Annotated in this window: 23 protein-coding genes and 1 pseudogene; 7 read left to right on the forward strand and 17 right to left on the reverse strand. The window is 66.5% G+C overall.

Annotation, left to right across the window (positions count from 1 at the left end; translation table 11 throughout):
* Window positions 1-496: 496 nt before the first annotated feature.
* Both WBL05_RS12365 and WBL05_RS12370 read right to left on the reverse strand, forming a co-directional pair.
* Window positions 497-898: a hypothetical protein gene (locus WBL05_RS12365; protein WP_424226305.1), complete on the reverse strand. Its 402-nt coding sequence runs from the start codon at window positions 896-898 to the stop codon at window positions 497-499.
* A complete protein-coding gene (locus tag WBL05_RS12370) occupies window positions 898-1,407 on the reverse strand; it encodes a nucleotidyltransferase domain-containing protein (protein WP_424226306.1) in 510 nt (169 codons plus the stop codon). Before WBL05_RS12370 ends, WBL05_RS12365 begins: the two co-directional genes overlap by 1 nt.
* A gap of 477 nt (window positions 1,408-1,884) precedes the next feature.
* Here WBL05_RS12370 and WBL05_RS12375 point away from each other — a divergent pair, with 477 nt between their 5' ends.
* On the forward strand, window positions 1,885-2,637 hold the full coding sequence (locus WBL05_RS12375) for a sulfite exporter TauE/SafE family protein (RefSeq protein ID WP_424226308.1): 753 nt from the start codon (window positions 1,885-1,887) through the stop codon (window positions 2,635-2,637).
* Here the strand turns inward: WBL05_RS12375 and WBL05_RS12380 are convergent.
* On the reverse strand, window positions 2,634-3,341 hold the full coding sequence (locus WBL05_RS12380) for a TSUP family transporter (RefSeq protein ID WP_424226309.1): 708 nt from the start codon (window positions 3,339-3,341) through the stop codon (window positions 2,634-2,636). The genes WBL05_RS12375 and WBL05_RS12380 overlap by 4 nt on opposite strands.
* Window positions 3,342-3,545: 204 nt before the next feature.
* On the opposite strand from WBL05_RS12380, the pseudogene WBL05_RS12385 reads away from it, so the two are divergent.
* Window positions 3,546-4,023 (forward strand): annotated as a pseudogene (locus tag WBL05_RS12385) (FAD-dependent oxidoreductase); the annotation flags it as partial.
* 44 nt (window positions 4,024-4,067) lie between these two features.
* On the opposite strand, the gene WBL05_RS12390 reads toward WBL05_RS12385, so the two are convergent.
* The 3 genes from WBL05_RS12390 to WBL05_RS12400 all read right to left on the reverse strand — a co-directional run bounded on the left by WBL05_RS12390 (window position 4,068) and on the right by WBL05_RS12400 (window position 6,086).
* Window positions 4,068-4,403, reverse strand: coding sequence for a YnfA family protein (locus WBL05_RS12390; protein ID WP_424226311.1), 336 nt, complete (start codon window positions 4,401-4,403; stop codon window positions 4,068-4,070).
* Window positions 4,404-5,205: 802 nt separating this feature from the next.
* Window positions 5,206-5,547, reverse strand: coding sequence for an ArsR/SmtB family transcription factor (locus WBL05_RS12395; RefSeq protein WP_424226312.1), 342 nt, complete (start codon window positions 5,545-5,547; stop codon window positions 5,206-5,208).
* Complete coding sequence (locus tag WBL05_RS12400) at window positions 5,544-6,086, reverse strand: low molecular weight phosphatase family protein (RefSeq protein WP_424226314.1); 543 nt, start codon at window positions 6,084-6,086, stop codon at window positions 5,544-5,546. Before WBL05_RS12400 ends, WBL05_RS12395 begins: the two co-directional genes overlap by 4 nt.
* 98 nt (window positions 6,087-6,184) lie before the next feature.
* On the opposite strand from WBL05_RS12400, the gene WBL05_RS12405 reads away from it, so the two are divergent.
* Window positions 6,185-7,981 (forward strand): aminotransferase class V-fold PLP-dependent enzyme, encoded by a 1,797-nt coding sequence (locus tag WBL05_RS12405; RefSeq protein ID WP_424226315.1) that lies wholly within the window; start codon window positions 6,185-6,187, stop codon window positions 7,979-7,981.
* 135 nt (window positions 7,982-8,116) lie between these two features.
* Here WBL05_RS12405 and WBL05_RS12410 read toward each other — a convergent pair whose 3' ends face one another.
* The 11 genes from WBL05_RS12410 to WBL05_RS12460 all read right to left on the reverse strand — a co-directional run bounded on the left by WBL05_RS12410 (window position 8,117) and on the right by WBL05_RS12460 (window position 17,031).
* Window positions 8,117-8,488 (reverse strand): YlbF family regulator, encoded by a 372-nt coding sequence (locus WBL05_RS12410; protein ID WP_424226317.1) that lies wholly within the window; start codon window positions 8,486-8,488, stop codon window positions 8,117-8,119.
* A 15-nt stretch (window positions 8,489-8,503) separates the two neighbouring features.
* Entirely contained in the window at window positions 8,504-8,905 is a 402-nt protein-coding gene (locus WBL05_RS12415; RefSeq protein WP_424226319.1) for a YlbF family regulator, read from the reverse strand.
* A 66-nt stretch (window positions 8,906-8,971) separates the two neighbouring features.
* On the reverse strand, window positions 8,972-10,723 hold the full coding sequence (gene arsA / locus WBL05_RS12420; protein WP_424226321.1) for an arsenical pump-driving ATPase: 1,752 nt from the start codon (window positions 10,721-10,723) through the stop codon (window positions 8,972-8,974).
* 10 nt (window positions 10,724-10,733) lie between these two features.
* A complete protein-coding gene (gene arsD, locus WBL05_RS12425; protein ID WP_424226322.1) occupies window positions 10,734-11,111 on the reverse strand; it encodes an arsenite efflux transporter metallochaperone ArsD in 378 nt (125 codons plus the stop codon).
* A 103-nt stretch (window positions 11,112-11,214) separates the two neighbouring features.
* Entirely contained in the window at window positions 11,215-12,345 is a 1,131-nt protein-coding gene (gene nagA / locus WBL05_RS12430; RefSeq protein WP_424226323.1) for an N-acetylglucosamine-6-phosphate deacetylase, read from the reverse strand.
* 52 nt (window positions 12,346-12,397) lie between these two features.
* Entirely contained in the window at window positions 12,398-12,640 is a 243-nt protein-coding gene (locus WBL05_RS12435) for a thioredoxin family protein (protein WP_424226325.1), read from the reverse strand.
* Window positions 12,641-12,717: 77 nt separating this feature from the next.
* Window positions 12,718-13,767, reverse strand: coding sequence for a permease (locus WBL05_RS12440; RefSeq protein WP_424226326.1), 1,050 nt, complete (start codon window positions 13,765-13,767; stop codon window positions 12,718-12,720).
* Window positions 13,764-14,084 (reverse strand): ArsR/SmtB family transcription factor, encoded by a 321-nt coding sequence (locus WBL05_RS12445; protein WP_424226327.1) that lies wholly within the window; start codon window positions 14,082-14,084, stop codon window positions 13,764-13,766. The genes WBL05_RS12440 and WBL05_RS12445 overlap by 4 nt, the downstream gene beginning before the upstream one ends.
* A gap of 37 nt (window positions 14,085-14,121) precedes the next feature.
* Window positions 14,122-14,904 carry a sulfite exporter TauE/SafE family protein gene (locus WBL05_RS12450; protein WP_424226328.1) on the reverse strand — a complete coding sequence of 261 codons (783 nt, stop codon included), beginning with the start codon at window positions 14,902-14,904 and terminating at the stop codon, window positions 14,122-14,124.
* A gap of 58 nt (window positions 14,905-14,962) precedes the next feature.
* Entirely contained in the window at window positions 14,963-16,075 is a 1,113-nt protein-coding gene (locus WBL05_RS12455) for a hypothetical protein (protein WP_424226330.1), read from the reverse strand.
* Window positions 16,072-17,031 carry a cation diffusion facilitator family transporter gene (locus tag WBL05_RS12460; RefSeq protein WP_424226332.1) on the reverse strand — a complete coding sequence of 320 codons (960 nt, stop codon included), beginning with the start codon at window positions 17,029-17,031 and terminating at the stop codon, window positions 16,072-16,074. The genes WBL05_RS12455 and WBL05_RS12460 overlap by 4 nt, the downstream gene beginning before the upstream one ends.
* A gap of 235 nt (window positions 17,032-17,266) precedes the next feature.
* Here WBL05_RS12460 and WBL05_RS12465 point away from each other — a divergent pair, with 235 nt between their 5' ends.
* The 4 genes from WBL05_RS12465 (at window position 17,267) to WBL05_RS12480 (ending at window position 21,915) form a co-directional block, all read left to right on the forward strand.
* The gene (locus tag WBL05_RS12465; protein WP_424226334.1) at window positions 17,267-17,647 is read left to right on the forward strand and encodes a carboxymuconolactone decarboxylase family protein; all 381 of its coding nucleotides are present in this window, start codon (window positions 17,267-17,269) and stop codon (window positions 17,645-17,647) included.
* Between the two features lie 32 nt (window positions 17,648-17,679).
* Complete coding sequence (gene chrA / locus WBL05_RS12470) at window positions 17,680-18,948, forward strand: chromate efflux transporter (RefSeq protein WP_424226335.1); 1,269 nt, start codon at window positions 17,680-17,682, stop codon at window positions 18,946-18,948.
* Window positions 18,949-19,034: 86 nt separating this feature from the next.
* On the forward strand, window positions 19,035-20,051 hold the full coding sequence (locus tag WBL05_RS12475) for a metalloregulator ArsR/SmtB family transcription factor (protein WP_424226336.1): 1,017 nt from the start codon (window positions 19,035-19,037) through the stop codon (window positions 20,049-20,051).
* A 136-nt stretch (window positions 20,052-20,187) separates the two neighbouring features.
* Window positions 20,188-21,915 carry an FAD-dependent oxidoreductase gene (locus WBL05_RS12480; protein WP_424226338.1) on the forward strand — a complete coding sequence of 576 codons (1,728 nt, stop codon included), beginning with the start codon at window positions 20,188-20,190 and terminating at the stop codon, window positions 21,913-21,915.
* Window positions 21,916-21,929 lie beyond the last annotated feature (14 nt).

Genomic DNA, 21,929 nt, shown 5'->3' on the forward strand with positions numbered 1-21,929 from the left:
CTTGTCGGCTGCCCGGCGCCGCCGCCGTGACCATTCGCCCGCTCTTGGCTGCTGCCGCCCATGCTCATGTTTCCGCTGTACTGCGCCCGCCCAGCAGGTATGGAGAATCTTCTGGGAAATCAGGGCCACATTCATGGGGGTGCTCTGCGGTCGCCATGTCTACCGCCAAGACTATCGAACCCTCCTGACTAGGTGTTTCGCATTGCCAGATCGGGTTCCTACGGGTGTCCGAGAGAGGACTTGAAGCTCCACGCCATTTGTCGAAAAAGTGCCCTCTGACAAGGGATTATGTTCGTTGAACATCACTTCGTCACCTTGTCGTGGGGAATGCGTGGGGGATCCGAACGTGCCGCCGCCGAGCGTTTACCTGCTCAACTGCACCGTCAGGCTAGCGCGGCGGGGCAGCATTCTCGGGGCCACGGCGCGGGGATTGTCGGATGCCTGGTCAGGGTGCTGGGCGGAACCATGCCGCCGCCAGTGGGCTGCGCGGTAGAGGTTACCCGTTGAGGCGGACGATGCGGACGGCGAGTTCGACGAGGCTCCGGGCCCTACGGACGAGCGCCTCAGCCTTGACCGCGGCAATGAGGGTGACGCCGTACTCGACGTCTGCCTTGCTCGAGATCAGTTCGCGGAGCGCTCTTTCCGCGCCGGGGGCGTCGGGTCGCTGTCCCAGCGCTCGCCGTAACTCCTTCACGGCAAGTGTGTGGTCCTTGCCCTTCGTTGTTGTGCCGGTGAGTTCGGTGACGATGGCGTCCTTGGCGCAGATACCGGCGTGGATGGCATCCCCGGCGGCGACGGTGTACCGCTGGGCGGCCAGGTTTGCGTCGGCGGAGGCAAGGTACTCCTCGGCCTTCCTCAGGAAACTCCGCGCGTGATTGCGGTGTTCGAGCGTGGCCATCACGCCACGCCAACCTTGCCCTGGGGAAGCGCGCCAAGCAGAAACACTCCGTCAGCGAGGATCTTGGCGACGACCGGTTCATCGCCGCTGGCTGCGAGCCGGCTGAACTCCTCGGGGGTGAACACCAGCACATCGCACTCGTTGCCGAGCCGGGCACGTACCGCGTCCTCCAACGCTGATCGGCCGTCCCAGTCCGGGGACGCGAGGACGGCCAGGTCGATGTCGCTGTCGGCGGTCGCCTCGCCGCGGGCCACCGACCCGAACAGGATCACCGCATCGACACTCGACCCGACCGAACGCTGGGCTGCCTCCCGCAGTGCCGCGAAAGGATCGAGCAGGACGCGCAGTGGCTGGATCGCGTAGTGGTCCTCGTTGATCGTGTGGACCATCGCGCGACCCACGGTGCGACTCTCCACCACGCCGAGCCCGACGAGGGAGGCGAGCGCCTGCTGGACAGACCACAGGCTGAACTGGTCGCGGACCAGGCCGTGCACCTGCCGACCTGTCATCGGAGACCCTGTGCGCAGGAGCGCGGCCAGCACCACCCCACTCGCCCCCGGGATCAAGCCTCCGAACGCTGCATCGAATCTCATATGACCACTGTAGCGGTCATATGACTGTCAGGCCAGTCGTTCGAGACGAGGCCCCACGGCTTCCTCGGCGCCCATGAGGACGCTGCGGGCTGAGAACCCGGGAGGCTGCTCTGACCCGTGGTGCCTGTGATGTGGCTGCCACGGCACGGCGCGGGGCACGGTGGTGTGTCGGTTGGCGCACGAGCCGTTCGGGTGGCGGGCCACCACGCTGCTGGTCACGGTGCGTCGCTACCACTGCAGCGGGTCTGGGCCCTGTGCGGTTGCTGATGGCGTTCCACCGACGCTCCCGAGCAGCGGATGCGCGCGGGCGACCGGTCCCACCTGGAGGTCGGGCAACTGGGCCCAATACTCTCAGTCCGTGACTGGTACCTGGGTGATGCGGAGGGCTGCGTGATGGCTCTCGAGACTGCGATCGTCATCGGCATCGGCATGGTGGTTGTCGCAGCGCTGTATTCGTCGGTCGGGCATGGTGGTGGCTCAGGCTACTTGGCGGTGATGGCCCTGTTCACGGTGGCGCCGGAGGTTATGCGGCCCGCAGCCCTGGTGCTGAACATTGTGGTGGCGTCGTTGGCCGCCTGGACATTCCTGCGGCGTGGGGCCTTCTCGTGGCGGGCCTTGTGGCCGTTGGCGGTGACGGCTGTCCCGATGGCGTTCCTCGGAGGCCAACTATCCGTCCCGGGGGTGGTGTACAAGCCGTTGCTCGCGGTCGTCTTGTTGTGGTCCGCGGTGTATCTGGTGTCGCCGGGGGCCCGCCCCTGCGACGACCCGACTCTGATCCCGCCGGTGGGTCCCGCGCTCGGAGCGGGCGCCGTGCTTGGACTGCTGTCCGGGCTCACCGGCATCGGCGGCGGGATCTTCCTCAGTCCACTGTTGTTGTTCGCCCGATGGGCACCCACCCGGCAGGTCTCCGGTGTGGCAGCGGCGTTCATTCTGCTCAACTCTTCGGCGGGTCTGGCGGGTCAGGTATCGACGGTCGTGAAGATTCCGTGGACGTCCCTGACGGTGTGGGTGCCGCTGGTTCTTGTCGGTGGTGTGGCTGGGGCCCGCTATGGTTCCCGCACCCCGAACACGAAGAACATCTACCGCTTGCTTGGGGTGGTTCTGGCGGTCGCCGCCGGGAAGATGCTGCTGACCTTGGGTGGCTAACCGACGACGATCAGATAGACCGAGACTGCGGCCAACAGGATCAGGACGTAGCGTTCGAAACCCTTCGCTGAGACACGGCGCAGATATCGGTTGGCGATCCAGGTGCCGACGACCATGCTGGCGCCGAGCAGGGCCGCCAGACTCCAGAAGCCGGCATCGAGGCTGAGGGTGGCGCCGTACACGATGGTCTTGACGGCGTGCATGGTCAGGGCGGTGGTGGCTTCGCTGGCCACGTAGGCCACGGGGGTCAGTCCCAGCGAGAGGAACACGGCAGCTCCGAGGGGCCCGGCGCTGCCGATCAGGCCGGACAACACACCAGTGAGGGCTCCACCTCCCAGCAGTAGCCCGTTCGATGCGCTGAACGTGAGGATCCGGAAGTACTTCAGCATGGCGAAGGCCAGTACCCCCACCCCGATGGAGCGGGTCAAGATGCCCGGGGGGAGCGAAACGAACAGCAGGGAGCCGGCGACGCTGCTGGGGACGGCGCCGATCAGGAACAGGCCGACCGGCCGCCAAGCGATGCAGCGGAAGCCGAACCCGACCCGGGAGATGTTGCCGACCAGTTGGGCGACGGTCAGCAGTGGGACCGCTTGCTCTGCTCCCACAACAGTGGTCAAGAGGGGCAGGAGCAGCAGGGCGCCTCCGAACCCGGCCGAGCCCGACACGGCGGCTGCGACCAGCGCGCCCATCACCAGGAGAGCCACGCCCAGCATGTGACACCCCTTCCCGTGGAGCGATCGGTGGCCAATGCGACTGTAGCGCCGGCTGCGTGTCTGTCACGTGAGTCCGCCACTGCCGCCACGTCGAGGGCGGCCTCGGGCTGTCTGGGGTCGGGGCCGGTACGAGTCTCGGCCGCGGCATGCTGGGTGAATCAATGGGCAGCGGATGGGGGACGTCTAGCGTGGAGTATGGCCGATCACTTCGATGTGGGGGTCCGGGGGGTCGGCCCCGGCGGATACGTGGCGGCGATTCGCGCAGCCCAGCTGGGGTTACCAGGTGGGGATCATCGAGAACTGCTGGGGCGGGGTGTGCCTGAACGTGGGCTGCATCCCGACCAAGGCCCTGCTGCGCCACGCGGAGCTGGTGCACATCCTCACCCCCCAGGCCGACCTGTTCGGGATCCGGGGCGAGTTCAGTTTCGACTATGGCACGGCGGTCTCCCGGAGCCGGCAGCTGGTGGAGCGGTCGGTGAGCGGCGTCCACTTCCTGATGCGGAAGAACAAGATCACCGAGATGCACGGCTGGGGCGAGTTCACTAACGCCAAGACGATCAAGGTGAAGGCGGATTCCGGCGAGCAGGCGGTGACTTTCGACAACTGCATCATCGCCGCTGGTTCAACCACCAAGCTGCTGCCCAACAGCCATCGCTCTGCTCGGGTGTTCACCTAGGAGGAGCTGACTGGTGGTCGGCGGACATGGGCGGATGGGGGTCAGGCGGCGCGTGGTGAGTACATGATGACGGCGACGCCGATCAGGCACATGAGGGCGCCGGCGATGTCGTAGCGGTCGGGTCGGAAGCCGTCGAAGGTCATGCCCCACGCGAGGGAGCCGGCGACGAAGACGCCGCCGTAGGCGGCCAGGATGCGACCGAAGTTGGGGTCGGGTTGCAGGGTGGCGACGAAGCCGTACAGCCCGAGGGCAACGACGCCGGTGCCGATCCAGATCCAGCCTCTGTGTTCTCGTACGCCTTGCCAGATCAGCCAGGCTCCGCCGATCTCGGCGATGGCTGCCGCGATGAACAAGGCGATTGATCTGAGGGTGTCCATGGTGGAAGTTTCCCAGCTGCCGCTCCTTCTGTGGGTCCCGCCCGGCGGGTGGGGCGTTTCCCTGGGGATTGTCAGGTGTGGGGGGTGTGTTCGCTTTGCGCGTGGTCGGGTGGTTCGAAGAGTCGCCGGACGCCTTCGATGAATGCGTCTGTCGCCGCGGACTGCGAGGAGGTCGGCGGCTTGGGCGCCGGCGGCGAGGACCTCGGCGCGGCGGTATCCCCAGGTCCGTTCGGGGTTGGGTGGGCGGAGGCGAGTGAGACGGCGATCAGGGCGATCAGGAGGCCTGAGGCGTCGGTGAGCATGTGGCCGGCGTCGGCGAGCAAGGCGAGGCCGTTGGTCCACAGGGCCGATGACCTCGGCGATCAGGATGGTGGTGGTGAGCGCGATCGCGAGTTTCGTGCGGTGGGTGTTCGGGGTGGTCGCTGACCAGGCCGTGCACCTGCCGACCTGTCATCGGAGAACTGTGCGCAGCAGCGCGGCCAGCACCACCCCACTCGCACCCGGGATCAAGCCTCCGAACGCTGCATCGAACCTCATATGACCCCTTCACCGGTCATATGACTGTCATACCGGTCGCCGGGTCGCGCCCTCGAGGCTGACCCGCTCCCTTACCCCTTCGGTCGACTCGCCGTCGGCCTCCGGATACCTGCAGGTACCCGGGTTTCTCATGGTGTGAGGCTGAGCTGACCCGTGGTCGTCGGCCATTGGATTGCAGGGTGGCGTTCCGCCCCTGACCCAGAGGGCCGATTCACTTGGCGCCTCAGGGTTGATATTCAGCCGGCTTCAACACAGGGGTCTCGCGCTACTGCGTGCAGCTCGACACGAACTCCGCTATGGGGCCGAGCGCACCCGCGCGGAGGCGGTAGTGCACCCAGCGTCCACGCTGGTCTCGTTCCAGGAGTCCGGATTCCACCAGCTTCTTGAGGTGGTGAGACAGGGTGGGCTGGGAGATGCCCAGTGCGTCCGGCAGGTGACAGGCGCAGGCTGTGGTGTCGGGGGAGTCGGCCACCAGGCGCAGCAGCCTGAGCCTGACCGGATCGGCGAGCACTTTGAGCACGGCGGCGAGTCGCTCGGCTTCGACTCCGGGCATTAGCTCGTCGTTGCTGGCGGGAGCGCACTCGAGGGTGGGCAAGGTACGGATCATTTCTCTCCCTCACGTTTGTCTGTCATCGCTTGCATGAGTTTGCGCACCCGCTCGGCGATGTCATCCCTCATCAGCCGGACACGCTGGAGTCCGTCGATCCCCTGATCTGCGGGATCGGGGATCAGCCAGGTTTCGATCGGCGCCCGCATGCCCTCAACGGCGTCCACTCGGGCTTCGTCCCCAAGCACGATGATGCGGTCGGCGGCAGTGAGCATTCTCGGTTCGAGCCGGGTAGGCACCTGGTTGGACATGTCCGCCCCCAGTTCGGCGACCGCAATCGCGGACAGGTCGTGCACCTGTGCATCCGGGTCGGTCCCTGCTGATCGGACGTCAACGAGCCCGCCAGCCAGTTGCTGCATGATGGCAGCGGCCATCTGCGATTTGCCGGCGTTGTGGACGCACACGAAGAGGACGATTGGTCTGGCCCGCCCGCTGGCAGCAGCGCTCACCACCGGGTCAGGGGCGACGGTCTCCACCATGGTGTCCCCTTCAACATCGACAACTGTCGATACGAACTTTAGCCCACCTGGCAGGAACACTCGGCGACGCAGCCAGTCAGCCAGGTCAGATTGACTGATGTCGATACGAGGGGACTAGAGTTCGTATCGACCGTTGTCGATATCCCAAGGGGGATGCCGTGCTGGAAACTGCCCTTTCTGAGCCTGCGCTGTTCAGCACGCCTCCCACACCTTCGTCGTCGGCGCTGTTGGAGCGGATCCGCGCCGGCGTGATCGGTGACGATCATGTGATGGACGGCCCTTACGGGCCACGGAGGGTCACCTACGCCGACTACACCGCGTCTGGGCGCAGTCTCGACTTTGTCGAGGACTTCATCCGACGCGAGGTGCTTCCTCGGTATGCGAATACGCACACCGAAGCCAGTGGGACGGGGTTCCAGACCAGTTGGCTGCGTGAGGACGCCCGTCGGATCATCCATCAGGCGGTGGGCGGCGATACCAGCACCGCAATCATCTTCACCGGTTCAGGATCAACGTCTGCGATCGACAAGCTGGTCGGGATCCTCGGGCTGCGTATCCCCTCCAATCTCGACGACCAGTTTCACCTCAGCGACGCGATCTCGGCGGAGCGGCGCCCCGTGGTGTTCATCGGCCCCTTCGAGCACCACTCCAATGAGCTGCCGTGGCGCGAGTCGATCGCCGATCTGGTCACGATCCCTGAGGACGCCGACGGGCACATCGACCAGCGGCGACTTGAGGCTGAACTGGTCGCTCACGCAGATCGTCCGCTGAAGATCGGGTCGTTCTCGGCGGCCTCCAACGTCACGGGCATCGTGTCCGATGTTCGTGGCGTCGCCACGCTGCTCCACGCGCATGGAGCGCTGAGCTTCTGGGATTACGCCGCTTGTGCTCCCTATGTGGATATTGACGTGTCGGCCCCTGACGATGAACCGGATGCCTATCTCGACGCGGTCTTCATATCACCCCACAAGTTCGTCGGTGGCCCCGGCACGCCCGGCGTGCTGGCGGTCCGCCGGGAATTGTTGACCAATCGTGTCCCGGATGTCCCGGGAGGCGGCACGGTGATGTTCGTGAACGCGGCAGAGCATCGCTACCTCGACGACCCCGTCCACCGTGAGGAGGGCGGCACCCCCGCGATCATCGAATCGATCAGGGCCGGGTTGGTCTTCCAACTGAAAGCCGCCGTCGGGGTGAGGGCGATCGAGGAGCGGGAGGGTGACCTCCTCAGCCGCGCGATGGCTGCCTGGCGTGAGGAGCCCAGCATCGAGATCCTGGGCAACCCGGAGGCCACCCGGCTGTCGATCGTGTCGTTCGTCATCCGTACCCCCAGCGGCAGCTTCCTGCACCACAACTTCGTGGTGGCACTCCTCAATGATCTGTTCGGGATTCAGACCCGGGGAGGGTGCTCCTGCGCGGGCCCTTACGGGCACCGCCTTCTGGGGATCGATCTTGACCACTCGCACCAGTTCGAGGCCCAGATCGCCAATGGTTGCGAGGGGATCAAGCCGGGCTGGGTGCGGGTGAACTTCAACTACTTCATAGGCGAGGAAGCCTTCGCCTACATCGTCGAAGCTGTTCGGTTGGTCGCACGCGAGGGCTGGAAGCTCCTCGATGACTACCGGTTCGAGCCCGTGAGCGGACTGTGGCGTCACCATGGTGGACCCATCGAACCGCCGCTGCGGCTCACAGACATCAGCTACGGAGTGGATGGGGTGATGGTGTACCCGCGCCGGGACGCGACGGCACCGGTCGAGATCCTCACGCAGCACCTCGAAGACGCCCGTCGGATCCTCGCGGGGGCACGAAGCCCCTCGACCGATGATTCGGGCACCATCTCGCAGGAGTTTGATGCGTTGCGCTGGTTCGAACTCCCCAGAGCGAGTCTGCAGCGGGACTCGAATATCGGGGGTCGCTTCTGCAGTCCGCAGCCACCCCGCGGCAGCGGGACTTCCTGACGGCAGGCCGCGGTTGCGGCGCCCAAGGTGAATGGCGAAGACCTCCCTGCCGGGGGGCTTGGCCACCCACATCCAGCACGGAGGTCTTCGTCTACCCCTGCCGTTCGTGAACCACGAGGGCGGCGGTTGGCGAGTTCAGCAGCCGGAGGCTGGTGCGATCAGGCTCGGGTAGTCCGCGCCGAGCGCACCACTCACCTCACGAGCCACCGTGGGCAGGTAGGCCTTGACGGCGTTGGTGGCCCGCAGGTGGTTCATGATGACCTCGTTGGCCCGGACCTTCTCCTGGCTGCGGCGCAGCTGGTTGACCTGTTCCTGGCTCGGGGGCAGTCCGGCCTGTTGCGTCCGTACGAAACTGGCCTGCGGGCCACGGAGGGCCATCATGGTCTGTTGCGCCTCAAGGTCGTCGGCCAAGGCGTCGGTTGCGGCCCGGTAGGCGGCTACGGCGGGGGCTTGGCGGAGTGCGCGGCCGAACGTCAGGGCAGCGTCGTGGAGATCGGGGGTCAGCATGATTGTGTTCTCCTGTCAGCCGCAGCAGCCGCCGGAGCGGCTGTTGGCGGCAAAGTCGATGCCGATCTCAGCGGTCACGACGGATGCCGTGTCGCGACATACATCCTGGAACGCTGACATGGCCGCCGCGTAGGCGGCAACAGTCGGGACGCTGAGCATCGCTTCCTGGCTGCGCTCCAGGTCCGCGCGGTGGGCGTCGGTCAGGACTCCCACCGTGATCTCCGCCCGAAACTCCTGCTGGAGTTGTTCGAACGCGGCAATTGCGGCGTTCGCCTCGGCGTCGGTGGAGACGGCCTCGTCGGCGGCCAGCAGGGCGGTGAACTCGTTGCTGGACTTCAGCGCCGCACCGAACGCTCTCGCGGCGGCGTGCACCTCGGCTTCGGCGTCAGCCGGCGCCTGGAGGGTTGGATTGAGCATGGGGTCAGGGCTCCTCGTGGTGGTGGGTGTGATGCGGTCGAAGACTGGGCCGTGCGCCGTGGTTTCCTAGGAGGCCAGGCGGGCGAGCCGCTTGGGTCCGATGGGTTCCTCGTGCAGCAGGGGGACGATGGCGAGCCGCTTGGCGCGGGCCCGCACGGAGTCGACAGGTCCTTGTTCCTGGATTGCCCGGTGACGGAGCAGGGGCGAGGTAGTGGTGGCGGCGGCAAGCGACTGGTTGATCACCCAGGCCCAGGGCTGGATGCCGGCCCGCTTCAGGTCGTCCTCGAGGATGCCCGCCTCCAAGACGGGTGTGGTCTCCGGCAGCGTGACGAGCAGGATCCTGGTGTAGTCAGGGTCCTGGAGTCGCATCATGGGGGTGGCGTAGTGGGCACCCTCGGGCATGTTGCGGGCGATCTCGCGGTGGTAGGAGCCGGCGGCGTCCATGAGCAGCAGGGTGTGCCCGGTGGGCGCGGTGTCCATCACGACGAAGGTGCGACGCGCTTGATTGACCAGTCGGGAGAACTGCTTGAAGACCGCGACCTCCTCGGTGCAGGGGGACAGCAGGTCCTCGGCCAACAAGGCCCGGCCCGCGTCATCCAGGTCTCTGCCCTTTGTGGCCATGACGTGATCGCGGTACTCCTGGACTGCCTGAGCCGGATTGACCTGCGACATGGTGAGGGTGGGCAGTGCGTCACCGTCCCCCATCGTGTGCGCCAGGTGCCCGGCCGGATCGGTGGTGGTGAGGTGGACCTCGTGCCCCAACTCGGCGAGGCGGGTGGCGACCGCTGCGGCGATCGTGGTCTTCCCGACGCCGCCCTTGCCCATGCACATGATGAGCCCGTGCCCGGGGGCGGCAAGTTCGTCGACCATCTCGTTCAACGAGGGAGCAATGTCCTCACGCAAGTAGCCGAATGAGTCCATCGGAAGCGTCGTCGAGCCCTCGAACAAGGAACGGAGCGCGGCGAGGCCGACCATGTTGTCGGGCTTGAGTTCGATGACATCGCGAGGGACCCCCGCCAACGAGGCCGGCATGTCGGCGACGGCTGCCTGTTCACGTTTCCGGATGGCGACGACCAGACTGTCGTCGTCTCCAGCGGTGTCGGGGAGCACCCCGTTGATCACCACGTTGCCGGGTTTGATGCCGGTCTCGCTCAGTTCCACGGCGGTCCGGGCGAGCTCGGCCAGGCTGGAGGCCTGGGCCCTGGCGACCAGGACCAGGCGGGTGATCGAGGGGTCGGCCAGTGCGGCCACCGCTTCGCCGTAGAGGGTGCGTTGCTTCTCCAGCCCGGACAGGGGGCCCAGGCAGGAGGCGTCACCTTTGCCGGTGTCGAGGAAGCCGGTCCAGTCGCCGGGTAGCTTGAGGAGCCTGATGGTGTGGCCGGTGGGGGCGGTGTCGAACAGGACATGGTCGTAGTCGGCGACCAGTGTCGGGTCGGCCAGCAGGCCGGTGAACTCGTTGAACGAGGCGATCTCGGTGGTGCACGACCCGGACAGTTGTTCGGTCATCTCGGCGATCTCACGTGCGGGCAGGAATGCTCGCACCGGGCCGATGATCCGCTCTCGGTAGTCGGCAGCGGCTTGTTCGGGGTCGATCTCCAGGGCGTCGAGGCCGGGGACCGACCCCACTGCCGTGATGGTGTTGCCGATCGTCTGGCCGAAGACCTGGCCGACGTTGGACGCCGGGTCGGTGCTCACCAGCAGCACCCGACGGCCGGCTTCGGCGAGCTGCACCGCTGAAGCGCACGCGATCGAGGTCTTGCCCACGCCGCCCTTGCCGGTGAAGAAGAGGAAGCGGGTGGGATTGCTGAGGAATTTCACGTCCACAGCCTCAGCAACCGCCGCCGCCACAGCAAGAGGCGCCACCCACGGTGGCCAAGCTGAAACGCGGACGAAGAGTGGGGGTGCCAAGGCCCGCGTAGCGGGCGAGCATCTCACGCGTGGGGTAACTGCCGGTCAGCACGGTCACGTCGTCGACCAGCACCAGGGGAAGCCCCTCCGATCCGGCCGCCTGAAGGAAGCTCATGACCGCAGGGTTCTCCACGAACGCCGTCGGGTCGTTGGCCAGGTTGTGCCGGGTGATGTCGACGCCCTGCTGCTTCACGTAGTCCAGGTCGGCGGAGAAGTTCACCAACGCCTGGTCCACGTCCTCACCACACACCCCGGTGTTGCAGCACAACGCTGGCTCGAAAACTCGGATATTGACCATGATTTCCTCTCAAAGACACATCGAAGACCGTCGATGTGAACTCTAGCCTAGTCGAATCGATGGAAGTCAATCTGGCGGGGGTGGTGCCATGCCGGCGGGTCGGCTACTGCCAGGTTCCGCGGTACATGACCCTGGCGACGTTCGCGTCGTCGTCGAGGGCGACCAGGTCGGCTCTGGCCCCTGCTGCGACTCTTCCGACGTTGTGGAGGCTGAGGTACTCGGCCGGAAAGATGGTGGCGCTGCGGACCGCTTGGGCAAGCGGGATTCCGTAGGCGACGGCGTTGCGTACCGCCCTGTCGAGGGTCAGGGTGCTGCCGGCGATGGTGTCGAGTCCGGCCAGTCGAGCCACCCGATCGCTGACCTCCACCGGGAGGTCTCCCAGCATGTAGTCACCGTCCGGGGCCCCGGCGGCCGCCATGGCGTCGGTGATCAGGACAACCCGATCGGGCAACATCCGCATCACGTAGGCTGCCAGTTCGGGGCTCACGTGGATGCCATCGAAGATCAACTCGACCGTGGCCCTGGGATCGTCCAGGAACGCCAGGACCGGCCCGGGATCACGATGTCCCAGAGCTGGCATGGCGTTGAAGATGTGGGTGACCCCCGTTGCACCCGCCTCGATGGCCTGCTTGGTGGTGGCGTAATCAGCGGCCGTGTGGCCGATCGCGGGCAGGCAGTTGCTGGCCAGCATCACCTGAATCGCTTCCATGGCCCCGGGGAGTTCCGGTGCAATGGTCGCCATTCTGATGGTGCCGCCGGCGGCGGCGGCGAGTAAGGCGGCGACGGTGTCGGGGATCGGATCGGCCAGCAGCTGTGGGTTGTGCGCCCCCTTGAAGCTAGGCGCCAGCCATGGTCCCTCGAGGTGGATCCCGGCGAGATCCCCGGCGCGGACCCGTCCGGCCAGCAGGGTGACCTGGCTGTGCAGGGTCGGGATGGACGCCGTGATCAGCGAGGCGACGACGGAGGTCGTGCCTGCGGCGCGGTGCGCCGTGATGGCGGTGTCGACATCGGAGGGGTCATCTGTCGCGAAGGCGGCACCACCGCCCCCATGGCAGTGAACATCCACATAGCCCGGCGCCAGGGCGAGGTTCAGCACTTCGTCCGGGCGCCGCAGTGGCCGGCCAGGTCCTGCGGAAATGATGGCCCCGCCGTCGATCTCCACCCACCCGGCAACGAAGTCCCGGTGGGATGGCAGCAGGATCCGGTCAGTGGCGATCAGCACGGGGGTCTCCATTCGACAGAGGCTGACAATCGCCCACTCCTGCGCCGGTCAGGGCAATGACCCCTCAGCTCATCAAGGGGGTCAGGAGCTCCTTGACCTGACGGGCGGTGGGGACCCGGCCGGAGAGGATGACCCGCTCGTCGACGACCAGGCCCGGGGTGCTCATGATGTTGTACGAGAGGATGTCGCCGTAGTCGGTCACCTTCTCGAAGGTCGCGTCGATGCCGAGTTCGGCGGCTGCCTGGCGTGCCGCCTTCTCGAGGTTGACGCAATTGTTGCAGCCGGGGCCGAGGATCTTGATGTTCACAGTGGTGCCTTTCGGTGTTTCCAGGGTGGTTGTGAAGTCGAGGGGCTCGGTTCACGGAGTGGTTTGAGCTGTTCAGCTCACAGGATGGCGTTGAAGATGTAGCCGACGGCGATGATGCCGGTGGCGGTGACGCCGACGAACGTGGCGATCAGCCGGGGCTTGAGGACGCGGCGGAGCAGGATCATCTCGGGCAGACTGAGGGCGACGGTGGCCATCATGAAGGCCAGCAGGGTCCCCATGGGGAGCCCCTTGGCGTAGAGGGCGTCGACCAGAGGGAGGATGCCGGCCGCGTTGGAGTACAGCGGAACACCGATGAGCACCGCGACCAGGACCCCGAACGGGTTGTCGGCGCCGGCGTAGGTGGCGAAGAAGTCCGCGGGAACCCAGCCGTGGATCACGGCGCCGAGACCGATGCCGACCAGCAGGTAGGGCCAGATCTTGCGCAGGATGGTCGCGACCTCTTCGCGTCCCATCTGGAAGCGGTCGTCCCATGTGAGCCCGACCGACGGGTCGAGTGGCTTACCACGCAGGGTGGTCTCGTAGACGAACGGCTCGACGTAGCGTTCCAGCTTGAGGCGTCCGATGACGAACCCGGCGACGATCGCGATGGTCAGCCCGGCGGCGACGTAGAGCAGGGTCGGTCCGACGCCGAAGAGGCCGAGCAGCAAAGCGATGGCGACCTCGTTGACCAGCGGGCTGGCGATGAGGAAGCTCATGGTCACCCCGAGCGGCACCCCGGACGCGACGAACCCGATGAACGCCGGCACCGCACTGCACGAGCAGAACGGGGTAACCACTCCAAGGCCCGCGGCGAGCACATTACCCACGCCCTCCCGCTTGCCACCCAGCAGGGCGCGGGTCCGCTCGACACTCATGAAAGAACGAAGCACGGTGACCAGGAAGATGATCCCGCCCAGCAGCAGAAGGATCTTGATCGTGTCGTAGAAGAAGAAGTGGATCCCGCTGCCCAGCCGGGAGTCGAGGTCGAGGCCGGCGACGTCGCCGATCAGCCAGTTCCAGAACGGCTTGTTCACGTTGTAGAGGGCGAACCAGAGAAGAGTCGCGGCGGCCGCGAGTCCCCAACGGCGGACGTTGCGGCGCGTGGTCGGCTCGGTGATCGTGCTCATCGGACGACCACCAGTTGGCGTGACACGGAGGCGGGATCCGGAAGCGCAGCGTGAAGCCGATCCAAGGCGCCGTCGGTGAGGGCGTAGTCGATCCAGCGTCCGCGGCGGGTTCCTTCGATCAGGCCGGCCTCGCGCAGCACCTTCAGGTGGTAGCTCAACAGATTGCCCGGAATCGGCGGCTCCGGCTGCAGATCACAGACACAGCGGCTCTGACCCACCAGCACGTGGAGCAGTTGCAGGCGGATCGGGTCAGCGACCGCTGCCAGCAGGGAAGCACCGGAGATCACCTGTGCTTCAGGGGTTCTTGAATCAACCATGATTGAATAGTGCTCCTTGGGTCAGGACGAAGTCAAGTCAGCCGACCAGGGCGAACACCCGTTGGATCGCCAGCAGGACCAGCGCGACGGCGAAGATCCGTGTCAGGGTCAGGCTCTTGACACGCTTGGCCATGAAACTTGCCCCCAACTGGGCCCCGGCGATGGAGGTGATCGTCGTCATCACGAGCAGTGTCCAGTCGAAGCGGGCCTCGGGCAGGTGGGCGATGAACGCCGAGAAGGACGGCAGAGTCACCACGACGCTGTTGGTGGCGGCGGCTGTCCGGGCCGCGAACCCGAGCAGGACGAGGGTGGGCATCATCAGGAAGCCTGGACCCACGCCAAGCAGTCCGGCGAAGACTCCGATTCCCGAGCTGGCACCAGCCGCCTTCACGCGCGTCCGGTCGGTCACCGTGGACGGTGCCGAGTCGTCCTGCTTGGGTGGGAATGCCATGCGCCAGGCGAGGAACAGCAGGACCGCCACGTACAGCCACCACAGGAGTTCGGTTGAGGTGAACTTGAGCAGCCACACACCGATCGGGGCGGCGATCGTGGTCACGATCAGCAAGGGGATGGCAGTTCGCCAGTCAACCATCTTCTTCAGCGCGAAGGTCACAGCGCTCGCGATCGCCGTGACGCCGTTCAGCCACAGCGACAGCGGCATGATCTCGTGCTGGAGATCCAAACCGAACATCGCCAACACCGGCGTCGCGATGAACGCCACGCCCAGCCCCATCATTCCCGACAGGAACGACAACCCGAACAACACGACCGACAACACCAGATACAACGTCCAGCCGTCCACGACGGTTGCTCCAATCACTCTTGAATCAATGCGCTCTGAATCATATGCCTGCTCAACACCCGGGCTGCGCAGCCCCCTAACTTGCCCAGATCCGCCCGGAGCGGATGCCGATGAGGGTGCGGGCCGTCACGATCCCCCAGGCAGCCAGCAGACCCGCGAAGAGGACGACGGCAAAGCCCTCGAGGACGGGTGAGTGCCAGGAGCGGGCGAGAGTGAGGGTGGCGGCGGTGTAGGCGCCGAGGGGGAAGACGAATGCCCACCAGCCCAGATGGAACGGGACGCCGCCCTTGCGGACGTAACGCACGAGTAGGGCTGCCGCAAGGGCGAGCCACCACAGGCCGAAGCCCCACATCGCGGTGCTCGCCAGGCGGGTGAGCAGGCTCACGGCAGTGGACGCGTCGCCCCACAGCGGCGCACCCGCCCGGGCGAGGGCCATCGGGGCGAGGCTCGCCACCCCGATCGGGCCCAGTCCGATCCAGATGGTGGGAGCCAAGGGCGCCGGATGCAGGGGATGCAGGATCAGGCGGTCGTAGAGGAGGCCCAGCGTCAGCAGGAAGAGCAGGAAGCCCATGCCGAACAGTGCGAAGCCGAGGGCCGTCAGGAGCCCTGCAGCAGCCGGGTCGACATGGCTGATCAGGGGCGCAATCGCCATGGGCATGATGATGGTGACCACCGGGGGGATGAACCAGCCGCCGTTCACCGAGGCGGCTGCGGGCTCGCCGGTCACGAGGGTCAACGTGAAGGCAACGGCCATCACGAAGGCCAAGATGCCGCCCACCGCCGCCACGGCCCCGATGACCCAGGTCGCCGTCGATGGGGACAGCAGGCTGGGGCTCACCACGGATGTCATGACGGCCAGGACCAGCAGCCCGCCGGGAAGCGTGGCGTGCATCGCGCCCTTCACCGGATGACGGAAGTCGGCCAGAGCCGCCTCGGTGTGGGCGACCCATCGAATCGCGTACGCCACCAGCAGCAGGACGCCCAGCGCATAGGCGACCAGGGCCAGCGCGACACCGAGCCCGCGGGCAGCGCTGGCCAGGGGTGCCCACCCGCCGGGATTGGTGTAGGTGGTGACCGCCAGGATGCCGGTACCCATCGCAGAGGCGAACCAGCCCGGATTCAGGTCCCGCATCCGGCCTGCGGTTGGCAGCTTGGGGGCCGCAGTGGCGCGCCTGGAAGTGATGCTCATGTGTGTGACTGCTCCTTCGAGGGGATCTGTGGGGCGCCCGACTCAGCGTTGGTTGGCTGCAGTGGTGGCGCGTCTTCGAGTTCGAGAGTGACGTGGATGAGCCCGAACCTGTCGGCCAGCTCGGATTTGACCAGGTGAGCGACGTGTTGTGCCTCAGCCAGGGTCGGAAGTCCCGCCACGGCGATGTGCGCCGAGCAGGCGGCCTCGTCGGAGGCCAGGTTCCACAGGTGGAGGTGGTGGCCGTCCACCACTCCGGGAACGGCGCGAAGGGCTGACAGGACGTCGTCCGCGTCCAGACCAGGGGGGGTGCCTTCCATGAGGATATGGGTGGACTGCGCCAGGAGACGTCCGCCCGCCCACAGCACCAGCAGGGCGATCAGCACCGAAGCCACCGAGTCGGCCCAGGACCAGCCAAACGCCCAGATCAGCGCCCCGGCCACCAGCGCGGCCAGCGAGCCGACCGCATCGGTGGCCAGATGCACCACGGCCGCCCGCATGTTGAGGCTCTCGCCTTCGGCCCGATGGACGACAACGGCGCTCGCGACATTGATCACCAGCCCTACCAGGGCCACCCACATCAGCCCCGGGGCGTTCACCTCCGGGATCGTGGGTCCGGTCATGCGCGAGACAGCCTCCACGATCACCCAGATCCCGCCGGCCACCAGCAGCAATGAACTGATCTGGGCGGCCAGCACCTCGGCGCGAGCGAACCCGAAGCTGTGCCTGCGACTCAGGGGTCGCCCCGACAACGCCACTCCGGCAACGGCGATACCCAGCCCGAGAACATCGGCGACCATGTGGCCGGCATCTGCCAGCAGCGCCAATGACCCGAACAGGACCCCGGCCACCAACTCCACCACCAGGAAGGCGCCATTCAGGCCCAACGCCCACACCAGCGCACGGCTCTGTCCCCGGCGCACCGGCCCCACCACGTGCTCGGCCATGTGCGCGGCCATCAACCCTCAACTCCCGGGCGCACTGTCCGAAGGGCCAACCTCACGCGTGGCACCAATTCAATGGTGCTTGAATCAAACATGCTTGAAACCGTAGCACTTCCTCCGACGGCGACTCCCTCTCTGGGTCCCGGCGTCCACGACTGGGGGCGACGTTGCGGCTCGTTGATGAAGGGGCGTACGGTGACGTCAGATCAAGAATTCTTGACCTAATGGACTTTGAACTTGAGGAGATTCGATGACAAAAGCTGTGGTCCCGACCACCGACCAGATCCTGGCCAGCATAACTGCCTCTCTGGGGACCGTTCCCGTCGCCGCGCAGCTCGCCGGAGAGGTCGCACCCAAGTTTCTGCTCCGCCACGTCCAGGACAGCGGTTTCGCCATGCCGAAGGACGGCAGCGGTGCGTTGACGGAAGAGACCAGGACTCTGATCTATCTCGCGGTGGCCCTGGCTACCGGCAGCCGCGCCTGCGTGGAGGCTATGACCAACAAGGCGAATGGACTGCAGATCGACCCGGCCAAGCTCCTGGAGACTTTCAAGATCGCCCGCTTCGCCGAAGCCACCCGCATCCTCGGCAACGCCGAGCCTTTGCTCGCCAGCCTGAAGTCCCAGGCCTGACCCGCAGTCATCAGCGCCAGAGCCGGAAGACGATGAAGCCCACCGCTGCAGACCAACCCGTCGAGGGGCCGGCCTCCGGGAACCAACAGTCCAAAGCCGTTGACGCCGGTGCCCTCGCTGACGCACCGACTCTGGGTGAACTCCTGCGGACCACCGCCCATCTCGGCGCCATCGGCTACGGCGGACCGGCGATCCTGGCCCTGATGAAACAGACCTTGGTGACCAAGAAGAAGTGGATCACCGAGAAGGACTTCATGGACGCCCTGAGCCTGGCGCAGGCCCTGCCGGGCGCGACCGGGGTGACCGTCCTGGGTTATGTGGGATTCAAGGTGAAGAGGATCTGGGGTGGGGTGATCGCCCCACTGGGGTTCGTCACCCCACCGACGCTGCTGATGCTCGCGCTGTCGTGGGCCTACTTCGCCTACGGACAGTTGAGTTTCGTCAAGTCACTGTTCGCCGGGCTGGGGGCGCTGGTCGTCGCGCTCCTGCTCAATGCCACTGTCGTCCTCGGCCGATCCGTGTTCGGCAAGCTGAGCCGCGACGACTGGCGAGGAGCGCTCATCGCCGCCGCCGGATTCACCGGCGTCCACTTTCTGCACGCCAACGTGTTGTGGGTCGTCCTCGCGGCCGCCCTGCTGGGAATCCTGCTCTTCCTCCCCTTGTGCAAGCGAGGCGCAGCAGTTCCGGACGCACAAGCCCCACAAACCCCAGAGCGACTCCCTGCGCGTGCCTTCGTACCCGCAGCTCTCGTCGCAGCTGTCGTGACCGCCGGTCTGGCCGTCCCGTACACCCGCGAACTCATGGCCACCTTCCTCGGAATCGGCGCCACCGCCTTCGGCGGCGGTTTTGGGAGCATCCCGCTCATTCACGCCCAGGTCGTCGATGCGCACGGCTGGCTGACCACCAAGGAGTTCGTGGACGGCATCGCCCTGGGTCAGATCACGCCCGGGCCTGTCTTCATCACCGCCACCTTCATCGGCTACCGCGTCGCCGGCGTCATCGGCGCCCTCGCCGCCACCGTGGCCGTGTTCATCCCCTCCGTGACCGCCATCATCCTGCTCGCCGACCTGCACGCCCGGGTCCAGAACCACCCGGCCACCAGGGCTGTCATCAAGGGCCTCCAGTCCGGCTTCATCGGCCTGATCCTGTCCGTCACCCTCCAGTTCGCCGCCAAGTCGCTGGTGTCGTGGCCACAGTGGCTGATCTTCGCCGCCACCTATGTCTGGGTGGGTGTGCTGAAGAAGAACTCGCTGTGGGCCATCCTGGCCACGATCATGATCTCCCTGCTGTTGATCAACTGACTCAGGCCCTGGAGCACCACACCGACCCCCTTGCGCCACTGCGGAGGAAGGTTGCGTATTTGTTTGATTTCCATCAATATTGACGTGTGTCTAAGTCCAAGGATGAGCGTCCGCCAGTGCTGACGGTGGCGCAAGCCACGGCCGCGGCCAGGGTGCTGAAGGCCCTCGCCGACCCGGTGCGGCTTCGCCTGGTGTCGTTGATCTTGGCGGAGGGTCAGTCCAGGGTGGGGGATCTCGGGGCCGAGTTCGACCTCTCCCAACCGACCATCACCCATCATCTGAACGTCCTTTTCGAGGCCGGGCTGCTGGTCCGGACCCGGGAGGGCACCGGTGTGCTCTACCGGGCCAACGTGGCCACGCTCGCCGAGGCTGCGGCCCTGATCACCCCACAGGACTCGCTCCCGGCACCGATTCGCCACACCCACTCGGCTCCCCGTGCGGAGGGGAAGGCTCTTCCGGGTCTGGCCTCGGACAACGCCGAGCACGCCCTGAGGCGGGGGATCGAAGAACTGGCGTTCCGCTACGCCGGGAGCTTCAGCACCGAAACCATCGACCGCTATGTCCACGAGTCGTACCAAAGCCTTTACCGCACGTCCCGGGTGAAGACCCATCTGCCGGTTCTGGCGCTGCGTTTTGCGGGGGAGCGGTTGGCTGCGCTGGCCCAGGCGACCGGGAGGATCGCCAAGCCGGTACCGGAAGTGTTGTTCGTCTGCACCCAGAACTCCGGACGATCCCAGATGGCGGCGTCGCTGACCCAGCGTCTGGGCGGGGCCAAGGTCCACGTCCGATCAGCAGGCTCGCTGCCCGCCGGACAGGTGAACCCAACCGTGGTCGAGGTGATGGCCAAGCGGGGTGTCGATCTCGACGGGGAGTTCCCCAAGCCGATCACTGACGACTTCATCCGGGCCGCCGACGTGGTGATCACCATGGGCTGCGGGGACGCCTGTCCCATCTACCCGGGACGGCGCTACCTCGACTGGGATCTTCCCGACCCGGCCGACCAGCCCCTCGACATCGTGGCCGGCATCGCCGACCGCATCGAGGTAAAAGTTCACCAGCTCCTCACCGAGCTCGGAATCGAACCCACGAAGGCCTGCCGGTGACGCGTTCTCCGGCGGCGAGCCCCTCGACAGGCCTGTTGCTGCCGACAGCTAGCCCCAGGGCAGATGCCCAGACACCCTGGTTATCCGCCGCTCACCTGCGCGACTCAAGCGTCGTTCCCCACCATGGAGGTTTCACATGCCAAGCGTTCTCCCGTCCCAGTCCGCGTCACCCAGCCCCGCGCCGCGCCGGCTCGTCATCATCGGGGCCGTCGCCGCCGGCACCTCAGTGGGCGCCAAGGCCCGCCGTAACGACGAGCGGCTCGAGATCGTTGTGTACGACCGCGACCGCGACATCTCCTACTCCGGCTGCGGGATCCCCTACTTCGTCGGAGGGCACGTGGCCGACGCCGATGAACTCCACCCCCGCGACCCCGCCTGGTTCGCCAAGCGGTACACGATGGACATCCGGACCGGACATGAAGTGCTCGCCGTCGACCATCCGTCCCGGACCATCCGGATCGTGGACCTGGCCACCGGGCGGGAGTTCACCGACACCTACGACACCCTCGTCCTGGCGACCGGCGCCCGCAGCATCGTCCCACCCATCCCCGGCACCGGCGCTCCTGGCGTGTTCACCGTCAGGAATGTGCAGAACGCCGAAGCCATCCGGGCCTGGATCCTGACTCGCGAGCCGAAGACTGCCGTTGTCGTGGGTTCCGGCTTCATCGGGCTGGAAATGGCGGAACAGCTCACCGACTCGGGCTTGGCGGTGACCATCGTGGAGCGCCTGCCCCAGGTGATGCCGGCCCTCGACCCAGACATGGCCTTCCGTGTCGAGGAAGAACTCCTCCGCCGGGGCGTCTCGGTTCATCTCAGCCGCAGCGTGACCGCCATCGAGGCGAGCGACGACTCGGTCACAGGTGTGCGCCTCGACAGCGGGGAGGTCCTCCCCGCGGATCTTGTCATCCTGTCCGTCGGCGTCCGACCAGAGACCACGCTTGCGCTCCACGTGGGTGCCGAACTCGGCCCCACCGGCGCCATCAAGGTCGACCCTGCCATGCGCACCACCGTCGAGGGCGTCTACGCAGTCGGCGACGCCGCCGAGAGCTACTCACTGATCACCGGAGCGCCGCTGTGGCGACCACTGGGGTCCACCGCGAACAAGATGGGCCGCATCGCCGGCGACGCGATCACCGGCGGCGACCTCACCCACCGAGGCATCCTCGGCACGGGGATCGTGCGTGTCTTCGAGTTGGCCGTGGGGCACACCGGCCTGAGCGAAACCGAAGCCAGGGCGCAGGGATTCGACGTGGAAGTGATCCACAACATCAAGCCGGCCCACGCCACCTACGTCGGCGGACGCGAACTGATCATCAAGGCGATCGCCGACCGACACACTGGAAGGCTGCTCGGCGCGCAGGCCATCGGACCTCAAGGTGTGGACAAACGCATCGACGTCCTCGCGACCGCGATCAGCCTCGGCGCGACCGCCGACGACCTGTTCCACCTCGACCTCGCCTACTCCCCACCCTTCGCCACCACCAAGGACCCCATCCACTACACCGGCATGGCGCTTGCCAACGCCCTCACCGGCGAGGCGCCGCTGATCACCCCCAGCGAACTGGACGCACGGCTTGCCGCGGGTGACACCCTGCAGATCATCGACGTCCGCTCCGCCCGCGACTACGCCAAGGGCCACGTCCAGGGCGCGATCAACATCCCGCTGGCCGAGATCCGCAGCCGTATCGACGAACTCGACCCGCAGACACCGACCATCGCCTACTGCAACAAGGGAGTCTCCGGGAACGCCGGCCAGAACATCCTGCTCCGGCACGGATTCACCACGGTGTTCAACCTCTCCGGCGGCAACAGCAACTACCAGACCCACCGCCGGAGCCGCGTCCAAGCCGAGGCGCGTCGGTGACGCCCGCGTCCACG

The organism is Brooklawnia sp. (genome assembly GCF_049651565.1).
GTDB lineage: Bacteria > Actinomycetota > Actinomycetes > Propionibacteriales > Propionibacteriaceae > Brooklawnia.

Excerpts from the sequence above, each read along its gene's own strand:
- WBL05_RS12365 (WP_424226305.1), bottom strand. The coding sequence starts at position 898 with ATGGCCACGCTCGAACACCGCAATCACGCGCGGAGTTTCCTGAGGAAG.
- WBL05_RS12370 (WP_424226306.1), bottom strand. The coding sequence starts at position 1,407 with ATGACAGGTCGGCAGGTGCACGGCCTGGTCCGCGACCAGTTCAGCCTG.
- WBL05_RS12375 (WP_424226308.1), top strand. The coding sequence starts at position 1,885 with ATGGCTCTCGAGACTGCGATCGTCATCGGCATCGGCATGGTGGTTGTC.
- WBL05_RS12390 (WP_424226311.1), bottom strand. The coding sequence starts at position 4,403 with ATGGACACCCTCAGATCAATCGCCTTGTTCATCGCGGCAGCCATCGCC.
- WBL05_RS12395 (WP_424226312.1), bottom strand. The coding sequence starts at position 5,547 with ATGATCCGTACCTTGCCCACCCTCGAGTGCGCTCCCGCCAGCAACGAC.
- WBL05_RS12410 (WP_424226317.1), bottom strand. The coding sequence starts at position 8,488 with ATGCTGACCCCCGATCTCCACGACGCTGCCCTGACGTTCGGCCGCGCA.
- WBL05_RS12415 (WP_424226319.1), bottom strand. The coding sequence starts at position 8,905 with ATGCTCAATCCAACCCTCCAGGCGCCGGCTGACGCCGAAGCCGAGGTG.
- arsD (WP_424226322.1), bottom strand. The coding sequence starts at position 11,111 with ATGGTCAATATCCGAGTTTTCGAGCCAGCGTTGTGCTGCAACACCGGG.
- nagA (WP_424226323.1), bottom strand. The coding sequence starts at position 12,345 with ATGGAGACCCCCGTGCTGATCGCCACTGACCGGATCCTGCTGCCATCC.
- WBL05_RS12440 (WP_424226326.1), bottom strand. The coding sequence starts at position 13,767 with ATGAGCACGATCACCGAGCCGACCACGCGCCGCAACGTCCGCCGTTGG.
- WBL05_RS12445 (WP_424226327.1), bottom strand. The coding sequence starts at position 14,084 with ATGGTTGATTCAAGAACCCCTGAAGCACAGGTGATCTCCGGTGCTTCC.
- WBL05_RS12455 (WP_424226330.1), bottom strand. The coding sequence starts at position 16,075 with ATGAGCATCACTTCCAGGCGCGCCACTGCGGCCCCCAAGCTGCCAACC.
- WBL05_RS12460 (WP_424226332.1), bottom strand. The coding sequence starts at position 17,031 with ATGGCCGCGCACATGGCCGAGCACGTGGTGGGGCCGGTGCGCCGGGGA.
- WBL05_RS12465 (WP_424226334.1), top strand. The coding sequence starts at position 17,267 with ATGACAAAAGCTGTGGTCCCGACCACCGACCAGATCCTGGCCAGCATA.
- chrA (WP_424226335.1), top strand. The coding sequence starts at position 17,680 with ATGAAGCCCACCGCTGCAGACCAACCCGTCGAGGGGCCGGCCTCCGGG.
- WBL05_RS12480 (WP_424226338.1), top strand. The coding sequence starts at position 20,188 with ATGCCAAGCGTTCTCCCGTCCCAGTCCGCGTCACCCAGCCCCGCGCCG.